Origin of the sequence: Bradyrhizobium sp. AUGA SZCCT0431, assembly GCF_018131065.1 — a bacterium.
Lineage (GTDB): Bacteria > Pseudomonadota > Alphaproteobacteria > Rhizobiales > Xanthobacteraceae > Bradyrhizobium.
On record NZ_JAFCLR010000017.1, the window covers coordinates 24311 to 44258 of the forward strand.

The window sequence follows — 19948 nt, forward strand, 5'->3', positions numbered from 1 at the left end:
GAAGCCTGGCGCGGCGTGCTCGCGGGCGCTTGCCCCCGAGTACGCGGCCGATGACGGACTAGATCAGGTCGCCGAGCCCTTCCCGGTGGGGGGAATCGGTTCTCCGGCAACGAACCCGCCTGTTGCGCCGTTCTCCGGCAGATCCGTTGCAGCCTGCCATTTTCTGCCGCGACGACGTCTCAAAAACAGGCACTTCGAGGCTCGGAATCATCCCCCGAATCGTCCTTTTCAGAGGCCGCCGAATCGCCCTTTGAGCGCCTTGAAAGAGCACCAAAAAACACTATTTATTCAATAGCTTGTGGACGGAGACTTTGCGCTAGGCGCATGGCCCCTTTCATGGCACAAATAGAACAATCAGCCCCTCATATTGCGCAGCTGATTCGGGACACCTCGAAGGCCTTACATGACAGAACCTGCCCGGCAGTCACCTGCCGACACTGAGCATCCCATTCCGATTGAATATGGGGCGGAATCGATCCGGGTGTTGAAGGGGCTCGACGCCGTACGCAAGCGGCCGGGCATGTATATCGGCGACACCGATGACGGATCCGGCCTGCATCACATGGTGTACGAGGTCGTCGACAATGCGATCGACGAGGCGCTTGCCGGTCATGCCAGCGCGGTCGAAGTCGTGCTCAATGCCGACGGCTCGGTGACGGTGCGCGACGACGGCCGCGGCATTCCGGTCGACATCCACAAGGGCGAAGGCATTTCCGCGGCCGAGGTCATCATGACCCAACTGCACGCCGGCGGAAAATTCGACCAGAACTCCTACAAAGTCTCCGGCGGCCTGCACGGCGTCGGCGTCTCCGTGGTCAACGCGCTGTCGAGCAAGCTGCAGCTTCGGGTCTGGCGCGACGGCAAGGAGCATTACATCGAGTTCGCCCACGGCGATTCCGTCGCCCCGCTCAAGGTGGTGGGTGAAGCCAATGGCAAGCGCGGCACCGAGGTGACGTTCTTTGCGTCGTCCGAAACCTTCACCAATGTCGAGTATGATTTCGCGACGCTGGAGCATCGCCTGCGCGAGCTCGCGTTCCTGAATTCCGGCGTCAATATCGTGCTGTCCGACATGCGCCACGCGGTCGAGAAGCGCGAGGTGATGCAATATGCCGGCGGCGTCGAGGAATTCGTCAAATATCTCGACCGCAACAAGAAGGCGATCGTCCCCGCCGCGATCATGGTGCGCGCGGAATTGAACGACATCGGCGTCGAGGCCGCGCTGTGGTGGAACGACAGCTACCACGAGAACGTGCTGTGCTTCACCAACAACATCCCGCAGCGTGACGGCGGCACCCATCTGGCCGGCTTCCGCGGCGCGCTGACGCGCCAGGTCAACGGCTATGCCGAGGCCAACGCGAAAAAGGAAAAGATCGCGCTGACCGGCGACGATTGCCGCGAAGGCCTCACCGCGGTGCTCTCGGTCAAGGTGCCGGACCCGAAATTCTCGTCGCAGACCAAGGACAAGCTGGTCTCCTCGGAAGTGCGCCCGGTGGTCGAGAACGTGCTCAACGAAGCGCTGGCGGCGTGGTTCGAGGAACATCCGGCCGAGGCCAAGGTCATCGTCGGCAAGGTGATCCAGGCCGCCGCCGCGCGCGAAGCCGCCCGCAAGGCGCGCGAACTGACCCGGAAGAGTCCGCTCGGCGGCTCCTCGCTGCCCGGCAAGCTCTCCGACTGCCAGGAAAAAGACCCCGCCAAGTCGGAACTGTTCATCGTCGAGGGTGACTCCGCAGGCGGCAGCGCCAAGATGGGCCGCAACCGCGAATTCCAGGCGGTCTTGCCGCTGCGGGGAAAGATTCTCAATGTCGAGCGCGTGCGCATGGACAAGATGCTGTCCAGCGAACAGATCGGCATACTGATCGCAGCGCTCGGCACCGGCATCAGCGATGATTTCAGCGCCGACAAGCTGCGCTACCACAAGATCATCCTGATGACGGACGCCGACGTCGACGGCTCGCATATCCGCACGCTGCTTTTGACTTTCTTCTATCGCCAGATGCGCGAATTGATCGACCGCGGCCATCTCTTCATCGCGCAGCCGCCGCTCTACAAGGTTACGCGCGGCAAGTCCGAGCAGTACCTGAAGGACGAACGCGCGCTGGAGGACTACCTGATCGCAGCCGGCCTCGACGATTGCGTGTTCAAGCCGGCCGTCGGCTCGGAGCGTGCCAGCCGTGACCTGCTGCAACTGGTGGAGGACGCCCGCATCATCCGCGGCATCCTGCACAATCTGCACAGCCGCTATAACCGCATGGTGGTCGAACAGGCCGCGATCGCCGGCGTTTTGAGCCCGAAGATCACAAGCGACATCGACACCGCCAATGCCGCCGCCGATTACATCGCCAAGCGGCTCGATGCCCTGACCGACGAAGTCGAGCGCGGCTGGAGCGGACGCTTCACGGAGGGTGAAGGGTTCCTGTTCGAACGCACCGTCCGCGGCGTCAAGGATGCCGCCATTATCGACGACGCGCTGCTCGGCTCCGCCGACGCCCGCAAGCTCGACGATTACGCGGCGAAGCTGCAGGAGGCCTATCCGAAGCCGGGCCTGTTGCGCCGCAAGGATGCCGAGATCGCGATTCACGGGCCGGTCAGCCTGTTCGAAGCGGTGACCGACGCCGGCCGCAAGGGCGTGGCGCTGCAGCGCTACAAAGGTCTCGGCGAGATGAATCCGGAGCAGCTCTGGGAAACCACCCTCGATACCAACGAGCGCTCGCTGCTGCAGGTGAAGATCAAGGAGGTCGACGAGGCCGACGACATCTTCACCAAGCTGATGGGCGACGTGGTCGAGCCGCGCCGCGAATTCATCCAGGATAACTCGCTCAGCGCCAATGTCGACGTGTGATGCACGGAGTTCCAGTGGCGCCCATCCAGTACATCGTTGAAGGCGGCCACCGGCTTGCGGGCACGATTGAGCCGTCGGGCAACAAGAACGCGGCGCTGCCGATCATCGCGGCGGCGCTGCTGACCGACCATCCGGTCACGCTGGAGAACGTTCCCCGGATTCGCGATACCGAGACGCTGGTCGAACTGATCCGCTCGGTCGGCGCCGCGGCCGAGTGGGAGCAGCGCAACACGCTGAAAATCCACGCCAAGGAAATTCGCGCCGCCGATCTCGATCCCGAGCTTTGCGCGCGGATCCGCGCCTCGATCCTGCTGGCGGGCCCGCTGCTCGCCCGTTGCGGCGAGGTCGCGCTGCCGCCGCCCGGCGGCGACGTGATCGGCCGCCGCCGCCTCGATACGCATTTTCTGGCCTTCGAACAGCTTGGCGCCACCGTCACGGCGACGCACCGGCTGGAGTTCCGCGCCTCACGGCTGAAGGGCGCCGATGTCTTCCTCGACGAGCCCAGCGTCACCGCCACCGAAAACGCCCTGGTCGCCGCGGTCGCCGCCCACGGCACCACGCACCTGCGCAACGCCGCCTCCGAGCCGCATGTGCAGGACCTCGCCAACTTCCTGGTCGCGCTCGGCGCCAAGATCGAGGGCATCGGCACCAACACCATCATCATCCACGGGCCGGCGACGCTGGGCGGGACCAGCTACGCGATCCAGCCCGACCATATCGAGGTCGGCTCGCTGATCGGGCTTGCCGCCGTGACGCGCTCGCCGCTGCGCATCGCGCGCGCCGGCGTCGAGCATCTGCGTTCGGTCCGGATGGGCTTTGAGCGGCTCGGCATCGTCTGCGGCGTCGAAGGCGACGATCTCGTGGTGCCGTCCGGCCAGACCATGAAGATCCAGGACGATTTCGGCGGCCATGTGCCGAAGCTCGAAGACCAGCCATGGCCGGCCTTTCCCGCCGACCTGATGTCGATCGCCATCGTCACCGCAACGCAATGCGACGGCGTCATCCTGATGTTCGAAAAGATGTTCGAATCGCGGATGTTCTTCGTCGACAAGCTGATCTCGATGGGTGCCCGCATCGTGCTGTGCGACCCGCACCGGGCCATCGTGGCGGGCCCGAGCCGGCTGCGCGGGGCGTTGATGACGTCGCCCGATATCCGCGCCGGCATGGCGATGCTGCTGGCGGCGGTGGCCGCGGAAGGCACCTCGACCATCAACAATGCCGACCAGATCGAACGCGGCTATGAGCGGATCGAGGAACGGCTCAACGCACTCGGCGCCAGGATTACGCGGGTGCCGGCGCGAGACGGCGGATAGAGCGTTTTCAAGCGAAGTGGACGCCGGTTCGCATAGCAATCAAGTTTACGCCGATGGCATAGACTTATCCGCGTAGAAAACGCGTCAAAACCAAAATCTACCGCAAGCCACCGTCACTTTTTCGGCCCGTCGCCGTGTTAGTCCTAATCCATGACCTCGCTCGACAAAATCGACGCACACGCCGTCGCGCCTGCCCCGGCGGTGCGGGCGCGCGGCCATGTCGCTGAGGAGTTCGCCGAAACGCTGAAGCTCGCGGTACCGCTGGCTCTGACGCAGCTCGGGCAGATCGCGATGATGACGACCGATCTGGCGTTTATCGGCCGGCTCGGCGGCGAAGCGGTCGCTGCGGCAGCCCTCGCGCATACGGTCTTCTTCGTGATCTTCACGTTCGGTCTTGGCCTAGTGTCTGCCGTGGCGCCGCTGGCGGCGCAGGCTTTCGGCGCGTGCGACCCGCGCATGGTGCGGCGCGCGCTGCGCGTCGGCCTGTGGGCGGCGGTGTTGATCTCGGCGCCGCTGATGATCCTGCCGTTCCGCGGCGAGGCGATCCTGATCGCGCTCGGCCAGGCGCCGGCTGCCGCAAAGCTTGCGCAACAATATCTGTTCGGCCTCGCCTGGGGCATCCTGCCGGCGCTGTGGTTTATCGCGATACGCGGCTTCATGAGCGCAGTGAACCGGCCCGAGCCGGTGCTGTGGATCACGCTGGCCGCGATCCCGACCAATGCGCTGCTGGTCTATCCGCTGCTCTACGGGAAATGGGGCCTGCCTGAACTCGGGCTGTTCGGCGCGGGCCTTGCGACCAGCATCGTCAATCTCGGAACGTTCCTCGCCGGGCTGTGGTTCACCGCGCGCCGCCGGCCGTTCCGCAAATATCACGTGCTCGGCCGCATCTGGCGGATCGACTGGCCGTTGATGGGCAAGCTCGTCGTCATCGGCGCGCCGATCTCGATGGCGTTTATGCTCGAATACGGATTGTTCGGTGCGGCCGGCCTGCTGATGGGCCTGATAAGCACCACCGCGCTCGCCGCGCACCAGATCGCCCTGCAGATCGCGGCCATCCTCTACATGGTGCCGTTCGGGATCAGCATGGCGGCGACGGTCCGGGTCGGACATGCGGTCGGGCGCCGCGACCGCGACGCCGTCAGGCGCGCGGGCTATGTCGCGATCCTGCTCGGGACGCTGTTCATGGCGACGATGACGCTTGCCGTGATCCTGGGACGGTTCACGATTGCCGAACTGTTCCTCGGCGAAGCCGTCGACGCCACGGCGACGCTGACGGCAACGCTGCTGCTGGTCGGAACCACCTTTTTCATCACCGACGGTATTCAGACCGTCGCCAACGGCGCGCTGCGCGGGATGAACGACACGCGCATACCGCTGTTGTTCGCGACCTTCAGCTACTGGCTGGTCGGCTTTACCTGCGCCTGGGCGCTCGGATTTCGGACATCGCTTGGCGCCGGTGGCGTCTGGGTCGGATTGTCTGTCGGCACCGTCGTGTTTGCTATTCTGCTGATCTTGCGCTTCCGCCTGCTGTCGAACAGATTGGCGCTGCAATGACCGTTCACGAAGTCACACCCTCGATTGACCCGAACACGCTGCTGCCCGGCGCGCAGTTTGCCGACGCCTACCGCGTTGAAGTCGAAGACCGCGGCCTCAATGCGCGGCAGGCGGCCGAGCGCATGATGGCGCGGCAGCCGCGATGGGCCGAAGCGCTGCTGACCCTGCGCAACATTCTGGTGACGCCGTTTGGCCTCAAGACGTCAGGCGCAGGTTCAACCGCGCCTCGAGAGATGGTCGGGATATTCCCGATCGTGAGCGAGCAGCCCGAACGGCTGGTCGCCGGCTTCAATGACAAGCACCTGGATTTCCGCATCGTCGTGGACGTCGCGACGTCAGGCGCCGCCCGGGAGGTCACCGCAACCACGCTGGTGCTGACGCACAACTGGCTGGGGCGCACCTATCTGGCCGTCATCATGCCGTTTCACCGGCTGATCGTCCGCAGCCTGCTGCGTCAGGTTGCGGCCTGAATCGGGCACATAGGCAGGCCTTCATCGACCCACTGACCGGCGTGAACCTGTTGCTCCAGGCATGCGACTGAAACGGGGAGACCGTGGCTGACGGCCGCGATCGCGCGACCTTTAGCGTTAGCGGCAGCTTCGCCTGCAGCCCCGCGTTCGGAGACCTCCATGAAGCTGGCAAAGTTTTTCCACCGTCCGCCGGGCGATGATGACCGCGGACTGCTGTTCATCCCGGGCGACGAGCCGACAGTTATTGGCAAGTATATGCACGAGGCGCCGGAGGCGCGGAAAGAGGGCGATTTTCTGCGCAAGGAATATTCCAAACCGAAGACCGCCGTCGCGACGTTCCGCCGGCAAGCCGCCGAGCTCATCGCCGCCGGCTATGTCGAAACCACGCACACGGATTACATGCTGCGCAATCTGCTGCCGGATCCAGAGCCCAAGCCCGACTGGCAAAGAGGCCTCGACGATCTGATGCTGGCGGCGCGAATTGCGCTTCTACCGCCCAACGGACCTGGCGACCCAGCGCAACAATCTGTTCAACTTCATCGCGCGCACCGAGGACGATCCGGAAAATGTCGACGCTTACTTCCGCGAGACGTACGGCGTGGCCGCGCGCGACCTGCTGCCGGTCGCCGAACCCGCCCATCACAGCCGCTGCCTGGTGATCAATCTCGGGCAAGGCGAGCGCTTCGGCTGGTGCTTCCAGTGGGACCATGACGGCGCCTTCGAACTGGAACAGGCGGCCCCCAGCTTCGAAGCCGCATTGAAGGCGCTGACCGACGGCATCGCGAAGCGCGATGCCAGCATGCTCAACTTTCTGGGCGTTTATCTCGATTAGATTCTTATTTTGACGCGTTTTCTTAACGCGAACCGGGGGTCCACCCCGGATCAGGTCCGGGGCAGGCTTTCGCTGGAAAACGCTTTAGCCGGCGGCTTTGCGGACCACTCCGCGACGCAGCGATCGAGATCGCCGATGTTTTGGCGCATCTGTTCCAGCGAAAATCCGAGCGCGAAGAAGCGCTCGGCGGCATCGCCCGGCAGGCCGCGGATCAGGCCATCGCGGCGGACCGAGGCTACTTCCTCCGCGTAGCCCTGCAGCGCGAATTGCACGGGGTCGATTACCGGCGGGCTGGCGGCGCTGCGCAATGCGGCTGCCGATGCACGCAGATGGTCGGCGATCGCTTCGCGTACGCCGGACAGGGGCGTATCCAGTCGCGCCTGCAAATCCGCGGGCAATGCGACCAGACATTCCCTTCCGATCATCACGACGTCATGACGCAGCCGCAGGATGGTGCGCAGCAGCGGGCCGGTGTCCGGCCCCGAGGACAGGCGCGCCGCGCGTTCGCGTTCGGCTTCCTGCCCCATCGCGTGCAAGGCCGTCACCGCAGCACCGATGCCGTCCTGAATCCGGTGCGAGGCTTCGCTATCGAGGCCATGCGTCAGGCCAACCAGCAATTGCGAGAATGCGCCCGCGATCAGCTCGATCAGGCGCGCCGCATTGGCGCGGATCTGACGATGCGCCCGCGACGGCAGCACGAGAAAGGAAGCGGCTAGCCCGGTGGAAGCGCCGACGGTGACCTCGATCAGGCGATCGATCACGGAATCGAGCGGACTGGTGTGGTGCATCTCCGGAATCAGCAATACGATCACACCTGTCACCGTGGCCGCGGTCAAACTGGGGTTGATCGATCCGAGATAGGCCAGCGGCGCCACTGTCAGCACCAGCAACACCAGCAGGGCCGCTTCGCTCGAATGCGGAATCAGCACCGCAATGGCCCCGCCATATACCGCGCCGCCGATCGTCCCCAGCATATAGTCCGTGGTCGCCTTCAGCGACCGGCCGACGCTCATCTGGGTCACGATCAGGGAGGTCAGAACAGCCCATAGCGGCAGCGTCAGATGCAAGGCGCTCGCGATGGTGTAGGCCACAACCGCCGCCACCGTCACCCGGATCGCCAGCGCCAGTTGCGTCCTGTGCGACCGCACACGGCCGGCCACGCGCTTCAGGAAGCCAGCCATGCGCCTCATTCCGCAATCTGCAGGCGATCCTGCCTGTAATTGAGCTTTAGCATAGCTGGTGCCCGCGACCTGGAGACGGCTTGAAAGGTGGATTCAGCCCGCCTACCCTGCGGGCCAAAACGAGGAAACATGATGGCCAACGAAACCGCAACGCTCGCCTCCTACGTCGCCAACCTGAAATTCGAGGACATTCCGCCGGAGGTATTGGCGCGCGCCAAGGTGCTGACGCTCGACTTCCTCGGCAGCACGATCCGGGCCCGGCGCGACGCGGAATCCACCCCCTCACTGCTCAAGATGCTGGAAGCGCTGGCGCTGGACGGCAAGGGCGAATCCACCGTGTTCGGCGACAGCAAAACCTGGACGCCCGCGGTCGCCGCTTTGCTCAACGGCGCGCTTGGCCATTCCCTTGACTTCGACGACACCCACGCCGACTCCTCGCTGCATCCGAGCGCGCCCGTGGTGCCGGCGGCGTTCGCGGTCGGCGAGATGGTCGGCGCGTCGGGCCGCGACGTGCTCACCGCGATCGTGGCCGGCTATGAAGTGTGCTGCCGGCTCGGCAACGCGCTCGACCCCACCTCGCATTATGCGCGCGGCTTTCATCCGACCGCGACCGCGGGAACCTATGGCGCAGCCGCCGCCGCCGGAAAGCTGTTCGGCCTGTCGAAGGACCAGATCATCTCGGCCTTTGGCGTCTCCGGCAGCCAGGCCGCAGGCTCGCTGCAATTCCTGGTCAATGGCGCCTGGAACAAGCGCTATCAGGTCGGCGCCGCCGCGATGAACGGCGTGATCGCGGCAACGCTAGCGCGAAGCGACTTCGTTGGCTCGAGCGAGTCGGTCGAAGGCAAGCACGGGCTGCTCGTCGGCTACAGCGACAACGCACATCCGGACAAAGCGACCGCCGGTCTCGGCAAGACCTATGAGACGCTTCGGATCGGCGTGAAGCCCTATCCGAGCTGCCGCTACACCCACGCGGCCCTCGATGCGCTGATCGCGATGCGCCGGGAGCACAATCTGACGCCGGACCAGATCAAGCGCGTCGAGATCGGCCTGCACCGCAACGGCATCACGCTGACCGGCGATGCCGCCACCAAGCGCCATCCGACCTCGATCGTCGGCGGGCAATTCTCGATGTTCTTCACCGGCGCGCTGGCGCTCGACCAGGGCCGCTTCGGCTGGGACGATTACGAGCGGCTCGGCGACGCCGCCGTGAACGCGCTCGCCGACAAGTTCGACGTGGTGCAGGACGATCGCCTCGAGATCGGCCGCACCCATCCCTTTGGCGCGCGTGTCTCCATCACCACCGACGATGCCGTACATGAGCGGCTCTATGCCGATCCCTCCGGCGAGCCGGATTCATTTCCGGACGCGCAGGCGATGCAGCAGAAATTCCTCACCCTCGCCCGCCCGGTGCTCAACGGCCGCGCGGACCAGCTTGCCGATGCGATCCTCTCGCTGGAGCGATTCGATCGCGTCGCGAAGGCCACGCAGTTGGGAAGGCAGTAAACCGGACTTGCACCGGTGCCCCCTCTCCCCTTGTGGGAGAGGGTGGCTTCGCGAAGCGAAGACGGGTGAGGGGTTCTCTCCTCACGGCGCAGCTTGCGTTGAGGATAGAGACCCCTCATCCGGCGCTTCGCGCCACCTTCTCCCACAAGGGGAGAAGGAAGATACTCGGCATCGTCTTCAATTACCGCGCGCCAGTTTCGCCTTGTCGCCGGTCGCCGCGACGACGTCCGTCACGAGCCTGAACACGCCATCCGCCTCCGGCGGCCAATTGGGCGACCGGCCGAGCCGCACGATGACGAGCTTTTCACTGGGGATGATGATCACATATTGTCCCATCGTGCCCTTGGCGAAGAAGGCATCACGCGGCCAGCCGTGCTGGCTGCGATAGTTGGCGCCAAAGCTGTCGCCGAGATTGGTCCAGAAGCCGGCCCCCATTCCGACCCAGGCATTCGGCGTCGGCGAGGCCGAATATTTCACCCATCCCTCGGGCAGGATGCGCTTGCCGCCGGCTACGCCGTCATTGAGGTAGAGCTGGCCGAAGCGCGCCCAGTCGCGCGCGGTCGCCAGCATCTGGCTTGATCCCTCCGCATTGCCTGCGGCATCGAACTCGATGGTCACGTTGCGCATGCCGAGCGGTGCGAACAATTCAGCGCGCGCGAACCGCAGCATGTCCGCCGCTTTGCCGCCCGCCGCTTCGCGGATCAGGTGCGAGAGGATGACGGTGTTGCCGTCATTGTAATTCCATTGGCTGCCCGGCGGCGTCTCGAGTTCGATACTCTCGGCATATCCGGCCATATCTGACACCATGAACTTCATCCGGTTGACCGGCTCGAACGCCGAGCCGAGCGAAGCCTGCAGCGAACTGCCGAGCTCCAGCCCTGCCGTGTGACGCAGCAGATGATCGACCGTAATCGCCCGCCTGGGATCGCCGGCGCGTTGCCACGCCGCGATCGGCGCGGGCTGATCGAGCGTCAGCGCGCCCTTGCGCACGAGAATGCCGGTCAGCGCCGACATCACCGACTTGGTCGCGGAGAAGCCGAGGATCGGGGTCTCGATGCCGTAACCTTCGGCATAGCGCTCGGCGACGACGCGGCCGTCCTTGAGCACCACCACCGCCTTGGTCGCGCGGAGCGGCGGCTGTTCGGGTTCGGCAAAGGCGCGATCGAGCGCGGCGGCCAGTTGGGGATTTGCTGACGTAACGACCGAAGGTCCCGCGATATCGGGCAACAGCGCCTGTGATGATTTGACATCGATTGATGGCACCGCGATTTCGGCGACCGTACCGCCGTGATCGAGATAGCAGCCTAAACCTTCGCGGTAGACCGCGTGGCTACGGCCGAAGCCGAGCAACGTCACCGTGGTTTCCTTCCGCGCCCGATCGACGCGATAGTCCATCGCCCAGGTGATCAGGCTGGTGCCGGGCATCGCGGCAGTGGTTTCGCGAAAAATCCGGTCCGGCTGCTGGCCGGACACGAAGGTCTCCGAGCACAGGATGTTGGCGACAAAGCCGGTGGCAATTTTGGGAACGTCGCGTGCCCGCGCTGCGGAGAGCGCCAGCGCGCCGAGCGCGGTGGTGGTCGCGAGGATGAGCAGCAGGTTTCGTCGGGTCACATTGGCCTCCGGCATGACGCATGAGCGCGTGCCGGCCATGTTGGTGACGTGGCCGCGGGCCGCTCGCCGGATTTGAAATCGAGCTGGCCGAAACCGGCAAGAGCCTCGCCGATTCCGAAATTATGTCGTAATTACAGCATCATAGATCGAAGCCTGCGAGGCGACTCATCAGACGCCGGTGATGAACACTTCGGTCATTTTTACCACCAGGAATTCCTGCTGCTTGACGGGCTTGGACTTGGTACCGCCTGCGACGATTTCCAGATCTTCGTCGGTCAACTGAACCTGATCAGACTTCTCGGTAAAGGTGACGTTTGTCATGGGACTGTGTCCTTAAGACTCGGCGCGGGGTGATAATGGCTCACCATAGCTTTTACCTTGCAAGCCTTGCGTGACTTTGAGCACACAGCGATCAGTGGCCTGTGTGGTGGTTATAGATCGCCCCATCCAGTCGACAATCCATCCGTCACGCATACGCTATCCGCACGCCCGTTCCCCCTGGGAGCGAGCCTCGCCCGTCTCGGCTCCCACAAGGGGAGAGGGGAAGCGCGCACCGATCAAGTCGCGGAAGCGTTCTGCCGGCGATATTCGGTCGGGGTCACGCCGGTGATGGCCTTGAAGGCCCGGTTGAACGGGCCGAGCGACTGGAAGCCCGCATCCATCGCAATGGTAATGACGGGGACTTCGGCCTGCGTCGGGTCTGACAGCGCCGCCTTGGCCTCCTCGATCCGGTGGTTGTTGAGGAACACATTGAAATTGCGGTAGCCGAGCCGCTGGTTGATCAGCCGGCGCAATTTATATTCGGGAATCCCGAGCTTGGTCGCGAGCGTGCCGATCGTGATGTTGTCGTGGCGGTAGATGCGCTCATCGGCCATCAAGCGCATCAGCGCATCAACCAGTTTTTGGTCGTGCGCATCCTCCGCCGCGGCCGTCTGAGCCGGCGCAATCGTTACCGGCGCGACTTGAGATGCCACGGGAAACAGATCGGCACCATCCACGCGCAGCATTGCGTAACAGATCGCCGCCACCACGCCGGCCAGAACGGCTGAATTAACCGTATTGACGACCTCGCTACCAGGCAAAAATATTTGCAGCACGGCGTTCATGCCGCCATACAGCGCGGATGCGCTGACGATGAAGCCGCGAACGCCGCGCCGACGCTCGACCAGATCCGCCGGCCATGAGGCGATCGTCTGCACCACCGCCAATGCAATGAAGCCGAGCGCCACCAGATTGACCGCGACGATGGCAACCCGCGCGCTGGATGCCGGTGCGATCCACATGCAATTAACGAAGCTGAACGCGGTGACCGCGGCCCATATCAGCGCATGCCACCAGCGCAATCTGAACGCCTCGTCGAACAGCGCACGGGTGAACAGCCAGAACACCACGACATTGCCGGTCGACAGCGCAATCAACGGCGCATACGGAAGGGAGACCGGCGACGTCCAGCCGATCGAATAGCTCACGGCGTGCGCGGCCGATCCCAGGGCAAACGCCGCGGCCAGCCGCCCCGCGAGCACGGTGCCGAACCCGCGAAACAGCGATGCCGCGAGCACCAGCAGCAGCGCCACGATGGCGCCGCGCAAGGCGACGTCGATTGTGGAAAGCAGCATCGATTTGCCCAGAAGCGCGGTCAGCCGCGCCGGGCGATTTTAGTGCAGATCAATGAACGATTCAATTTTGCCCCGCCCAGGATTTACGCGATGTCACCCATATGTCGACAGGCTTCCCGAACAAATCACCTTCACGATCGTGACGGGCCTCCAACTTTCGCGCGACGGCCCGTGACGGCGCGTTATCCGGCGCGATGCAATGAACAATCTCCTCGATCTCGAAGGTCGCGAACGCCCAGTCGATCGAAGCCCGCGCCGCTTCCACCGCGTAACCCTTGCCACGGCACTCCCTGGCGATGCCCCAACCGACCTCAAGGCCCGGCCAACCCGGCGGCGACCACGGCCCCACGCGCCCGATATATTGGCCGCTCGACCTCTCCTCGACCGCGAACATGCCAAAGCCATGCAACGCCCAGTGCCCGGAAATAACTGCGGCGTTGCGCCACCCGTTGATCTCTGACGTGACCGGCTTGCCGTCGGGGGGCGATGTAGCGTGCGGTACCGGGATCGGACAGCATCGCCGTATTCGCGGCGATATCGCTGCTGCGCCATGGCCGCAGGATCAGCCGCGCGGTCTCGATCACCGGGCCGTCGGCCTGCAACAGTTTCGCACCCGGCTTGAGCGGAGGGATCATCGGTTCCTCAATACGTGTTTAGACGCAACCCTGCCATTGTTGCTATGATCGCCACAAATCCAAAGGAGCTTCCCATGAGCTGGCAACCCTCCAACGATCCCGTGCTCGGCGATCCCAAAACCTGCGACGCGCTTGAACTCATCATCGTGCCGCGCACCCGTGATCTCGGCGATGGATTCGTGGTGCGGCGCGCGCTGCCGCATGGCAAGCGGCAGATGGTCGGTCCCTTCATCTTCTTCGATCATTTCGGGCCGATGCAGTTCATCGCCGGCAACGGCATGGACGTGCGCCCGCATCCGCATATCGGGCTTGCCACCGTCACCTATCTGTTTGACGGCAGCATCATGCACCGCGACAGCGAGGGCAACATCCAGGAGATCCAGCCCGGCGCGATGAACCTGATGACCGCCGGCCGCGGCATCGCCCATTCCGAACGCACACCCGACGTGCAGCGCCGCGACGGCCAGAAGATGCTGGGCCTGCAAAGCTGGATCGCACTGCCGGCAGGCTCGGAGGAAATCGCGCCATCGTTCCAGCACTACGCCGCCGACAGCCTGCCGACAGTCAAGGACGGCGGCTTCACCGCGCGCATCATCGCCGGCAGCGGCTTTGGCGTGAAATCGCCGGTCACAATGGTATCGCCCTGGTTCTATACCGAGGTGACGGCCACTGCCGGCACCAGCGTGCCGCTTGACCCTGACCACGAGGAGCGCGCGATCTATCTCGTCGACGGCGAAGTCGAGATCGCCAACGAGCGCTACGAGGCGCCGCGCCTCCTGATCTTCCGGCCCGGCGACCGCATCACGGTGAAAGCGCTCAAGCCGACGCGAATGATGTTCCTCGGCGGCGACGCGCTGGAGGGGCCGCGCCATATCTGGTGGAATTTCGTTTCTTCCAGCAAGGAGCGGATCGAACAGGCCAAACAGGACTGGAAAACCGGCCGTTTTGCCCATGTTCCCCAGGAACACGAGTTCATTCCGCTGCCGGAGTGAGCTATCCCTCGGCTAACAAACTCCACCGCCCGCGCCTTGCCCGCGCGGACGCTTTTGAAAGCATGACACCATGAACGCGATGCTCGCCAGCGATTTGCCCCTGCCACGGATCGGGCGCGGCAAGGTCCGCGATATCTATGCCGTCGGCGACGACCGCGTGCTGCTGCTGACCACCGACCGCATCAGCGCGTTCGACGTCGTGATGGCCGAAACCATCCCGATGAAGGGCGCGGTGCTGACCCAGATCAGCGCCTGGTGGTTCAGGCAGCTCACAGATGTCGTGCCGCATCACATGATCAGCGCGGATGCCGACGAGATCATCGCGCAGGTGCCGGCGCTGAAGGCGCACCGCGCCGACATCGCAGGACGCGCGATGCTCTGCCGGCGCACCACCGTCTTCCCGGTTGAGTGCGTGATCCGCGGCTACATCTCGGGATCTGCCTGGAAGGAATATGCGGCATCGGGCACGCTGGCCGGCGAGAAGCTCGCGGCGGGTCTGGTCGAAAGCGAGAAGCTGGAGCCTTCGATCTTCAGCCCGGCAACCAAGGCCGAGACTGGCCACGACGAGAACATCACGGTCGCGCGCGTCCGCGAGATTTTGGGCGCCGACGTTGCGCAGACGCTGGAGGGCATGGCCCGCACCGTCTATGATTTCGGCGAGAAGGTCAGCCGCAAGCAGGGCATCATCATCGCCGACACCAAGTTCGAATTCGGCCGCGACGGCGACGGCCGCATCATCCTGATCGACGAGGTGATGACTCCAGACAGTTCGCGGTTCTGGGCGGTCGACGTCTACAAGCCGGGCCAGCCGCAACCGAGCTTCGACAAGCAGCCGCTGCGCGATTACCTCGACGCCGAGCGCCGCGCCGGCCGCTGGAACGGCGACGCCCCGCCTCCCCCGCTCCCGGCGAGCGTGGTCGACGCCACCAGCAAGCGCTATCTGGAAGCGTATCGGCGTGTGACGGGGACTGAGCTGAAGATTTGAGGCCGCCGCACGGTGAGATTGCCACAGCACCGCACCTCTCAAACGGTGTCGTCCCGGCGAACGCTCAGATGCGCAATTGCGCATCTGAGATCGCGCTCGCTTTGCTCGCTTGTCCGGGACGACAGTGGTGATGGCGTTGCTCACCGCCTCACGTTAGGCTCCTCCCAAAATCGACAATTGGGAGGCAAGCATGTCCGAAGAAAATTCAGTCTTGGTCGAACGCGATGGCCCCGTGACCATCGTTTCCATCAACCGTTCGCATTGCCGCAACGCCGTCGACGGCGCGACCGCGCGCAAACTCTACGATGCGTTTCTGGCGTTCGACGCCGATGAAGCAGCATCCGTTGCGGTGTTCACCGGCACCGGCGGTTATTTCTGTGCCGGCGCCGACCTCAAGGTGGTGGCGGCGGGCGATCCCAACAAGAAGCGCGAGATCGGCGGCCATGACTCGATTGCGCCGATGGGGCCGAGCCGGTTGCGGCTGTCAAAACCCGTGATCGCCGCGGTCGAGGGCTTTGCAGTCGCCGGCGGCATGGAACTGGCGCTCTGGGCGGACATGCGGGTCGTTGCCGAGGACGCCACCTTCGGCATCTTCTGCCGCAGGTTCGGCGTACCGCTGATCGATCTCGGCACCATCCGCCTGCCGCGGCTGATCGGCCATTCCCAGGCCATCGACCTGATCCTGACCGGACGCCCGGTCGGCGGGCCGGAGGCGTTGCGCATGGGCCTAGCCAATCGCCTGGTGCGAAGAGGCGAAGCCGTTGCACAGGCCATTGCGCTGGCCAGGGAAATCGCGGCCTTCCCGCAGACCTGCATGCGCGCCGACCGGCTGTCGGCCCTGCGGCAATGGGACCTCGCGGAGGAAGACGCCATCGCCAACGAAATGCGCGGCGGGCTGAAGGTGATCGCCTCGGGCGAGACACTCTCAGGCGCTGCACGATTTGCGTCCGGCGCCGGCCGGCATGGCGCGTTCGGCGGAGACGCCGGGAACGACTGACGGCGCCGTCACACGTCCCCTGAAGAATAACGTTGTGATCTCTGTCTGCGGTCTCTACCACTGGCAGGGGTGCCGGGGGCAAGTGGGGCGTGGTCAGTCGATCTCTCAAAGGCGAGCCGGAGTTAATTCGGAAGGCCTTCAATGACATTCTCGGCGGCAGCGCCGCCAGTGTCCTCACGATTACATTTGGCCTGTCGTATTCGCTTCTGATTTTTACAGGCCCACTGGCGCCATATCTGTCCTACGGACTTGCCGCGACCTTCATCTCCTCGGCCATTCTCGCCGCTGTCATCGCCTGGGGAAGCTCATTCCCGTTCGCGATTGCGGCTCCCGAGAGTTCCACGGCGGCGATGACCGGAATATTGGCGGCGTCGCTGGTCGAGCACGTTGTCGCCAGCGATCCCTCCGCATCTCTGCTGGCCCCGGCGCTGATGACGCTTGGGCTTTCGGCCATTGTCACCGGCATCGTGCTGTGCGGCTTCGGGGTGACGCGGATGGGCCGCGCGATCCGTTATGTCCCCTATCCCGTCGTGGGCGGGTTCCTCGGCGCCACCGCGTGCTTGATCATCCTGGGGGCGATCCGCGTCATCACCGGCCATCGCCTTCAACTGACGACGCTCGATCAGTTCGCCAACATCCTGACCCTGTCCGAGTTGGCGGCGGCCTGCGCCATGGCGCTGGCCTTGTATCTGACCTGGCATCGCACCCGCACCTCGTTTGGCCTGCCGGCCATGCTGGTCGGGGGCGTGGTTGTTGGGCATATCGCTTTCTGGCTGGCGGGCTTCACCTCGGCAGAAGCGCAGGCCTCGGGATGGACGTTTCAACCACCCCCCAGCGTCAGCATCATGCTGCCGTGGAACACGGCAGATATGGCCCGCTATCCCTGGCATGCCGTGCCGGATCTGCTCGGCAATCTGGTCGCCGTCATTTTCGTCACGGCGTCGAGCACGCTGTTCAACACCGCGGGTATCGAGGTTGCGGCGCACCGCGAAGCCAATCTCGAGCGGGAATTGAACGTCACCGGCCTTGCCAACATCCTGTCGGGCGCGTTCGGCGGCTATACCGGCTGTATCTCGGTCAGCCGCACCATCCTCAACTTCAGCAGCGGCGGGACCGGCCGGCTCGCCGGCCTGACGGTGGCCGCGATCTCGGTGCTGATGCTGACGGTTGCTCCGATGCTGCTCGGCTATATGCCGAAATTCGTGCTCGGGGGTCTGCTGATCTATCTGGGCGCCGATCAGCTGCACAAATGGATCATCGAATCGCGGCGGCGCCTGACCAAGACCGAATATGTCTCCCTGCTGGCGATCATCGTCATCATCCTGCAGTGGGGCTTTATCGCCGGGGTGCTGATCGGCGTCGTGATCGGCTGCGCGACATTCGCGTTCACGGCCGCACGGATCGATCCAATCAAATTCAGCTTTGACGGCTCCGAATATCGCAGTTCGCTGGATCGTTCGCGCGACGACCAGACGGTTCTGACGGCCCATGGCGGACAAATCCAGGGCCTTAATCTGCAAAGCTATCTGTTCTTCGGTTCCGCCAACCGGCTTTACCAGCACGTCAAGGCGCTGCTCGCGCAGCGTCCGGAATGCCGCTATCTGGTGTTCGACTTCAAGCTGGTCACCGGATTCGATTCATCGGCAGCCTACAGTTTTGCCCAGATCAAGCGCAGCGCCGACGAACGTCACATCGAACTGGTGCTGGTTCATTTGCCAAAACTCGCCGAGAAGGCGCTGCGGTCCAGCGGTTTCATCTCCGGCCGGGTTCGTATCGTGCCGGAGCTCGATCATGCGCTGGAGCAATGCGAGAACGAGATCATCGCGAAGCATCAAGGGCACGAGCAGGAGGAGGCCAATCTTCGTGACTGGTTCACGCAGATTCTCGGAACCCCGCGCGACGCCATGGCGCTGATGCATCGCTGCGAGCGTGTCGAGATCGACGCCGGAGAGATCATTGTCAGCGCCGGCGACGCCGCCGATTCCATGCATTTCATCCTGGACGGCCGCGTTGGCATCATGGTGCCGGCTGACGAAGGCCGCACCACGCGGGTACGAAGCCTCGGCCGCTACACGACGATCGGCGAAATGGGCTTGGTGTCGCAGGCGCAACGCAGCGCGACGATTCAAGCCGAGGTCGCGAGCACACTGTACGTCCTGAGCGCGCATCAGTTTGAAGCGCTCAAGATCGACGATCCCTCGCTCAGCCAGAAGCTGCTGACCTATTTCGTATCTGTTATGGCCGAACGACTTACTTTTGCCAATCGCACCATTGCAGTGTTACGGCGATAGAACGTTGCATTCTGCAGCCTTTCCTCCTCGGGGTTAGAGCATATGACCGCACAGGCTGGCGCGAAGACATTTTCCACCCGCGATTATCGCCTGCAAAGCGGCACCGTGATGCCAGAGGTGACCATCGCCTATGCGACGCTCGGCACGCTGGCGCCCGATCGCAGCAATGCCGTGCTGGTCACACATGGCAACACCAGCGGCCCGCAGATCATCGATCCCGGTGGCACGACGGGCGAAGGCAGCTGGAGTGAGATCGTCGGCCCCGGCAAGGCCGTCGACACCAACCGCTATTTTGCGATCTGCCCGAACATGCTGGGCTCCTCCTACGGATCGACCAATGCTGGGAGTATCGACCCCGCAACCGGCAAGCCCTACGGGCCGCGATTCCCCGACATCAATGTCAGCGACATCGTCGGCACGCAGCGGCTGCTGCTCGATCATCTCGGCATCGACAAACTGGTTGCGATCGTCGGCCCGTCCTATGGCGGATTCCAGGCGTTGCAATGGGCCGTCAACTATCCCGACGCGATGAAGGGGATCGCCGCCGTCGTCACCTCGCCGCTGGTGCCGCGCGAACGATCCGAGGGCAATGTCGCGCGCCTGCTCGGAGCGCTCTCGAAGGACCCGAACTGGAACGGCGGCGATTATTACGAGCGCGGCGGCGTCGTGGAAACCATGACCGAGATCCGCATGGCGACGCTGAAGACCTACGGCATCGAGACCCGCCTGAAAGCGACGATGTCCGATCCTGCGGAGATCGAGGCCGCGATCCGCGACGAGGCGGCGCGGTGGGCAGAGGGATTCGATGCCAATTCGCTGATCATACTTGCAAAAGCGCTGCGCGGCTTCGACGTGACGGGGCAATTCGGCCAGATCAAATCGAAGGTTCTGTTTGTGCTGTCGCGGACCGACAAATTGTTTCCGCCTGATATCGCGCCCGGCGTGATGCAGGGGCTGAAGGCCGCCGGTGTCGATGCCAATTATTTCCTGCTCGACAGCGAACTCGGCCATTCCGCCTCCGGCCTCGACGCCCATAAATGGGCGCCGCGGCTGAAGCAGTTCATGGAAGGGCTTTGACCGTCACAGCGCGAACACCATCCGCTGTCGTCCCGGCCTTCGAGCCGGGACC

Annotated in this window: 17 protein-coding genes; 11 read left to right on the top strand and 6 right to left on the bottom strand. The window is 64.1% G+C overall.

Annotated features, from left to right (window positions below; translation table 11 throughout):
- Positions 1-403 precede the first annotated feature (403 nt).
- From gyrB to JQ567_RS38220, 5 genes are all read left to right on the top strand, one after another.
- Positions 404-2839 (top strand): DNA topoisomerase (ATP-hydrolyzing) subunit B, encoded by a 2436-nt coding sequence (gene gyrB / locus JQ567_RS18245; RefSeq protein WP_212440114.1) that lies wholly within the window; start codon positions 404-406, stop codon positions 2837-2839.
- A gap of 14 nt (positions 2840-2853) precedes the next feature.
- Positions 2854-4152 carry a UDP-N-acetylglucosamine 1-carboxyvinyltransferase gene (murA, locus tag JQ567_RS18250; RefSeq protein ID WP_212440115.1) on the top strand — a complete coding sequence of 433 codons (1299 nt, stop codon included), beginning with the start codon at positions 2854-2856 and terminating at the stop codon, positions 4150-4152.
- A gap of 150 nt (positions 4153-4302) precedes the next feature.
- Positions 4303-5706, top strand: a complete 1404-nt coding sequence (locus JQ567_RS18255; protein ID WP_212440116.1) for an MATE family efflux transporter — start codon at positions 4303-4305, stop codon at positions 5704-5706.
- Complete coding sequence (locus tag JQ567_RS18260; RefSeq protein WP_212440117.1) at positions 5703-6176, top strand: DUF2867 domain-containing protein; 474 nt, start codon at positions 5703-5705, stop codon at positions 6174-6176. The genes JQ567_RS18255 and JQ567_RS18260 overlap by 4 nt, the downstream gene beginning before the upstream one ends.
- A gap of 481 nt (positions 6177-6657) precedes the next feature.
- Positions 6658-7008 (top strand): hypothetical protein, encoded by a 351-nt coding sequence (locus JQ567_RS38220; RefSeq protein ID WP_249165538.1) that lies wholly within the window; start codon positions 6658-6660, stop codon positions 7006-7008.
- Between the two features lie 50 nt (positions 7009-7058).
- On the opposite strand, the gene JQ567_RS18270 is transcribed toward JQ567_RS38220, so the two are convergent.
- On the bottom strand, positions 7059-8189 hold the full coding sequence (locus tag JQ567_RS18270) for an FUSC family protein (RefSeq protein WP_212440118.1): 1131 nt from the start codon (positions 8187-8189) through the stop codon (positions 7059-7061).
- A 132-nt stretch (positions 8190-8321) separates the two neighbouring features.
- On the opposite strand from JQ567_RS18270, the gene JQ567_RS18275 reads away from it, so the two are divergent.
- The gene (locus JQ567_RS18275) at positions 8322-9692 is read left to right on the top strand and encodes an MmgE/PrpD family protein (protein ID WP_212440119.1); all 1371 of its coding nucleotides are present in this window, start codon (positions 8322-8324) and stop codon (positions 9690-9692) included.
- A gap of 177 nt (positions 9693-9869) precedes the next feature.
- Here JQ567_RS18275 and JQ567_RS18280 read toward each other — a convergent pair whose 3' ends face one another.
- The 5 genes from JQ567_RS18280 to JQ567_RS38230 all read right to left on the bottom strand — a co-directional run bounded on the left by JQ567_RS18280 (position 9870) and on the right by JQ567_RS38230 (position 13554).
- Positions 9870-11303: a serine hydrolase gene (locus JQ567_RS18280; protein ID WP_212440120.1), complete on the bottom strand. Its 1434-nt coding sequence runs from the start codon at positions 11301-11303 to the stop codon at positions 9870-9872.
- Positions 11304-11471: 168 nt separating this feature from the next.
- On the bottom strand, positions 11472-11624 hold the full coding sequence (locus JQ567_RS18285) for a hypothetical protein (RefSeq protein ID WP_212440121.1): 153 nt from the start codon (positions 11622-11624) through the stop codon (positions 11472-11474).
- Positions 11625-11860: 236 nt separating this feature from the next.
- Entirely contained in the window at positions 11861-12919 is a 1059-nt protein-coding gene (locus JQ567_RS18290) for a helix-turn-helix domain-containing protein (RefSeq protein WP_212440122.1), read from the bottom strand.
- Between the two features lie 61 nt (positions 12920-12980).
- A complete protein-coding gene (locus JQ567_RS38225) occupies positions 12981-13313 on the bottom strand; it encodes a GNAT family N-acetyltransferase (protein ID WP_249165539.1) in 333 nt (110 codons plus the stop codon).
- A complete protein-coding gene (locus tag JQ567_RS38230; protein ID WP_249165551.1) occupies positions 13231-13554 on the bottom strand; it encodes a hypothetical protein in 324 nt (107 codons plus the stop codon). Before JQ567_RS38230 ends, JQ567_RS38225 begins: the two co-directional genes overlap by 83 nt.
- A gap of 74 nt (positions 13555-13628) precedes the next feature.
- Between JQ567_RS38230 and JQ567_RS18300 the strand changes: the two genes are divergently transcribed.
- From JQ567_RS18300 to JQ567_RS18320, 5 genes are all read left to right on the top strand, one after another.
- Complete coding sequence (locus tag JQ567_RS18300) at positions 13629-14546, top strand: pirin family protein (protein WP_212440123.1); 918 nt, start codon at positions 13629-13631, stop codon at positions 14544-14546.
- A 70-nt stretch (positions 14547-14616) separates the two neighbouring features.
- Positions 14617-15531 (top strand): phosphoribosylaminoimidazolesuccinocarboxamide synthase, encoded by a 915-nt coding sequence (locus JQ567_RS18305; protein ID WP_212440124.1) that lies wholly within the window; start codon positions 14617-14619, stop codon positions 15529-15531.
- A gap of 190 nt (positions 15532-15721) precedes the next feature.
- The gene (locus JQ567_RS18310) at positions 15722-16528 is read left to right on the top strand and encodes a crotonase/enoyl-CoA hydratase family protein (protein ID WP_212440125.1); all 807 of its coding nucleotides are present in this window, start codon (positions 15722-15724) and stop codon (positions 16526-16528) included.
- A gap of 89 nt (positions 16529-16617) precedes the next feature.
- Positions 16618-18819 carry an SLC26A/SulP transporter family protein gene (locus JQ567_RS18315; RefSeq protein WP_212440126.1) on the top strand — a complete coding sequence of 734 codons (2202 nt, stop codon included), beginning with the start codon at positions 16618-16620 and terminating at the stop codon, positions 18817-18819.
- Between the two features lie 42 nt (positions 18820-18861).
- On the top strand, positions 18862-19896 hold the full coding sequence (locus tag JQ567_RS18320; RefSeq protein ID WP_212440127.1) for an alpha/beta fold hydrolase: 1035 nt from the start codon (positions 18862-18864) through the stop codon (positions 19894-19896).
- Positions 19897-19948 lie beyond the last annotated feature (52 nt).

Bases quoted from the DNA above. Each gene is read 5' to 3' on its own strand.
- JQ567_RS38225 (WP_249165539.1), bottom strand. From the start codon at position 13,313: ATGTTCGCGGTCGAGGAGAGGTCGAGCGGCCAATATATCGGGCGCGTG.
- JQ567_RS18285 (WP_212440121.1), bottom strand. From the start codon at position 11,624: ATGACAAACGTCACCTTTACCGAGAAGTCTGATCAGGTTCAGTTGACC.
- JQ567_RS18290 (WP_212440122.1), bottom strand. From the start codon at position 12,919: ATGCTGCTTTCCACAATCGACGTCGCCTTGCGCGGCGCCATCGTGGCG.
- gyrB (WP_212440114.1), top strand. From the start codon at position 404: ATGACAGAACCTGCCCGGCAGTCACCTGCCGACACTGAGCATCCCATT.
- JQ567_RS18310 (WP_212440125.1), top strand. From the start codon at position 15,722: ATGTCCGAAGAAAATTCAGTCTTGGTCGAACGCGATGGCCCCGTGACC.
- JQ567_RS18300 (WP_212440123.1), top strand. From the start codon at position 13,629: ATGAGCTGGCAACCCTCCAACGATCCCGTGCTCGGCGATCCCAAAACC.
- JQ567_RS18320 (WP_212440127.1), top strand. From the start codon at position 18,862: ATGACCGCACAGGCTGGCGCGAAGACATTTTCCACCCGCGATTATCGC.
- JQ567_RS18305 (WP_212440124.1), top strand. From the start codon at position 14,617: ATGAACGCGATGCTCGCCAGCGATTTGCCCCTGCCACGGATCGGGCGC.
- JQ567_RS18260 (WP_212440117.1), top strand. From the start codon at position 5,703: ATGACCGTTCACGAAGTCACACCCTCGATTGACCCGAACACGCTGCTG.
- JQ567_RS18255 (WP_212440116.1), top strand. From the start codon at position 4,303: ATGACCTCGCTCGACAAAATCGACGCACACGCCGTCGCGCCTGCCCCG.
- JQ567_RS18275 (WP_212440119.1), top strand. From the start codon at position 8,322: ATGGCCAACGAAACCGCAACGCTCGCCTCCTACGTCGCCAACCTGAAA.
- JQ567_RS18270 (WP_212440118.1), bottom strand. From the start codon at position 8,189: ATGGCTGGCTTCCTGAAGCGCGTGGCCGGCCGTGTGCGGTCGCACAGG.
- JQ567_RS38230 (WP_249165551.1), bottom strand. From the start codon at position 13,554: ATGATCCCTCCGCTCAAGCCGGGTGCGAAACTGTTGCAGGCCGACGGC.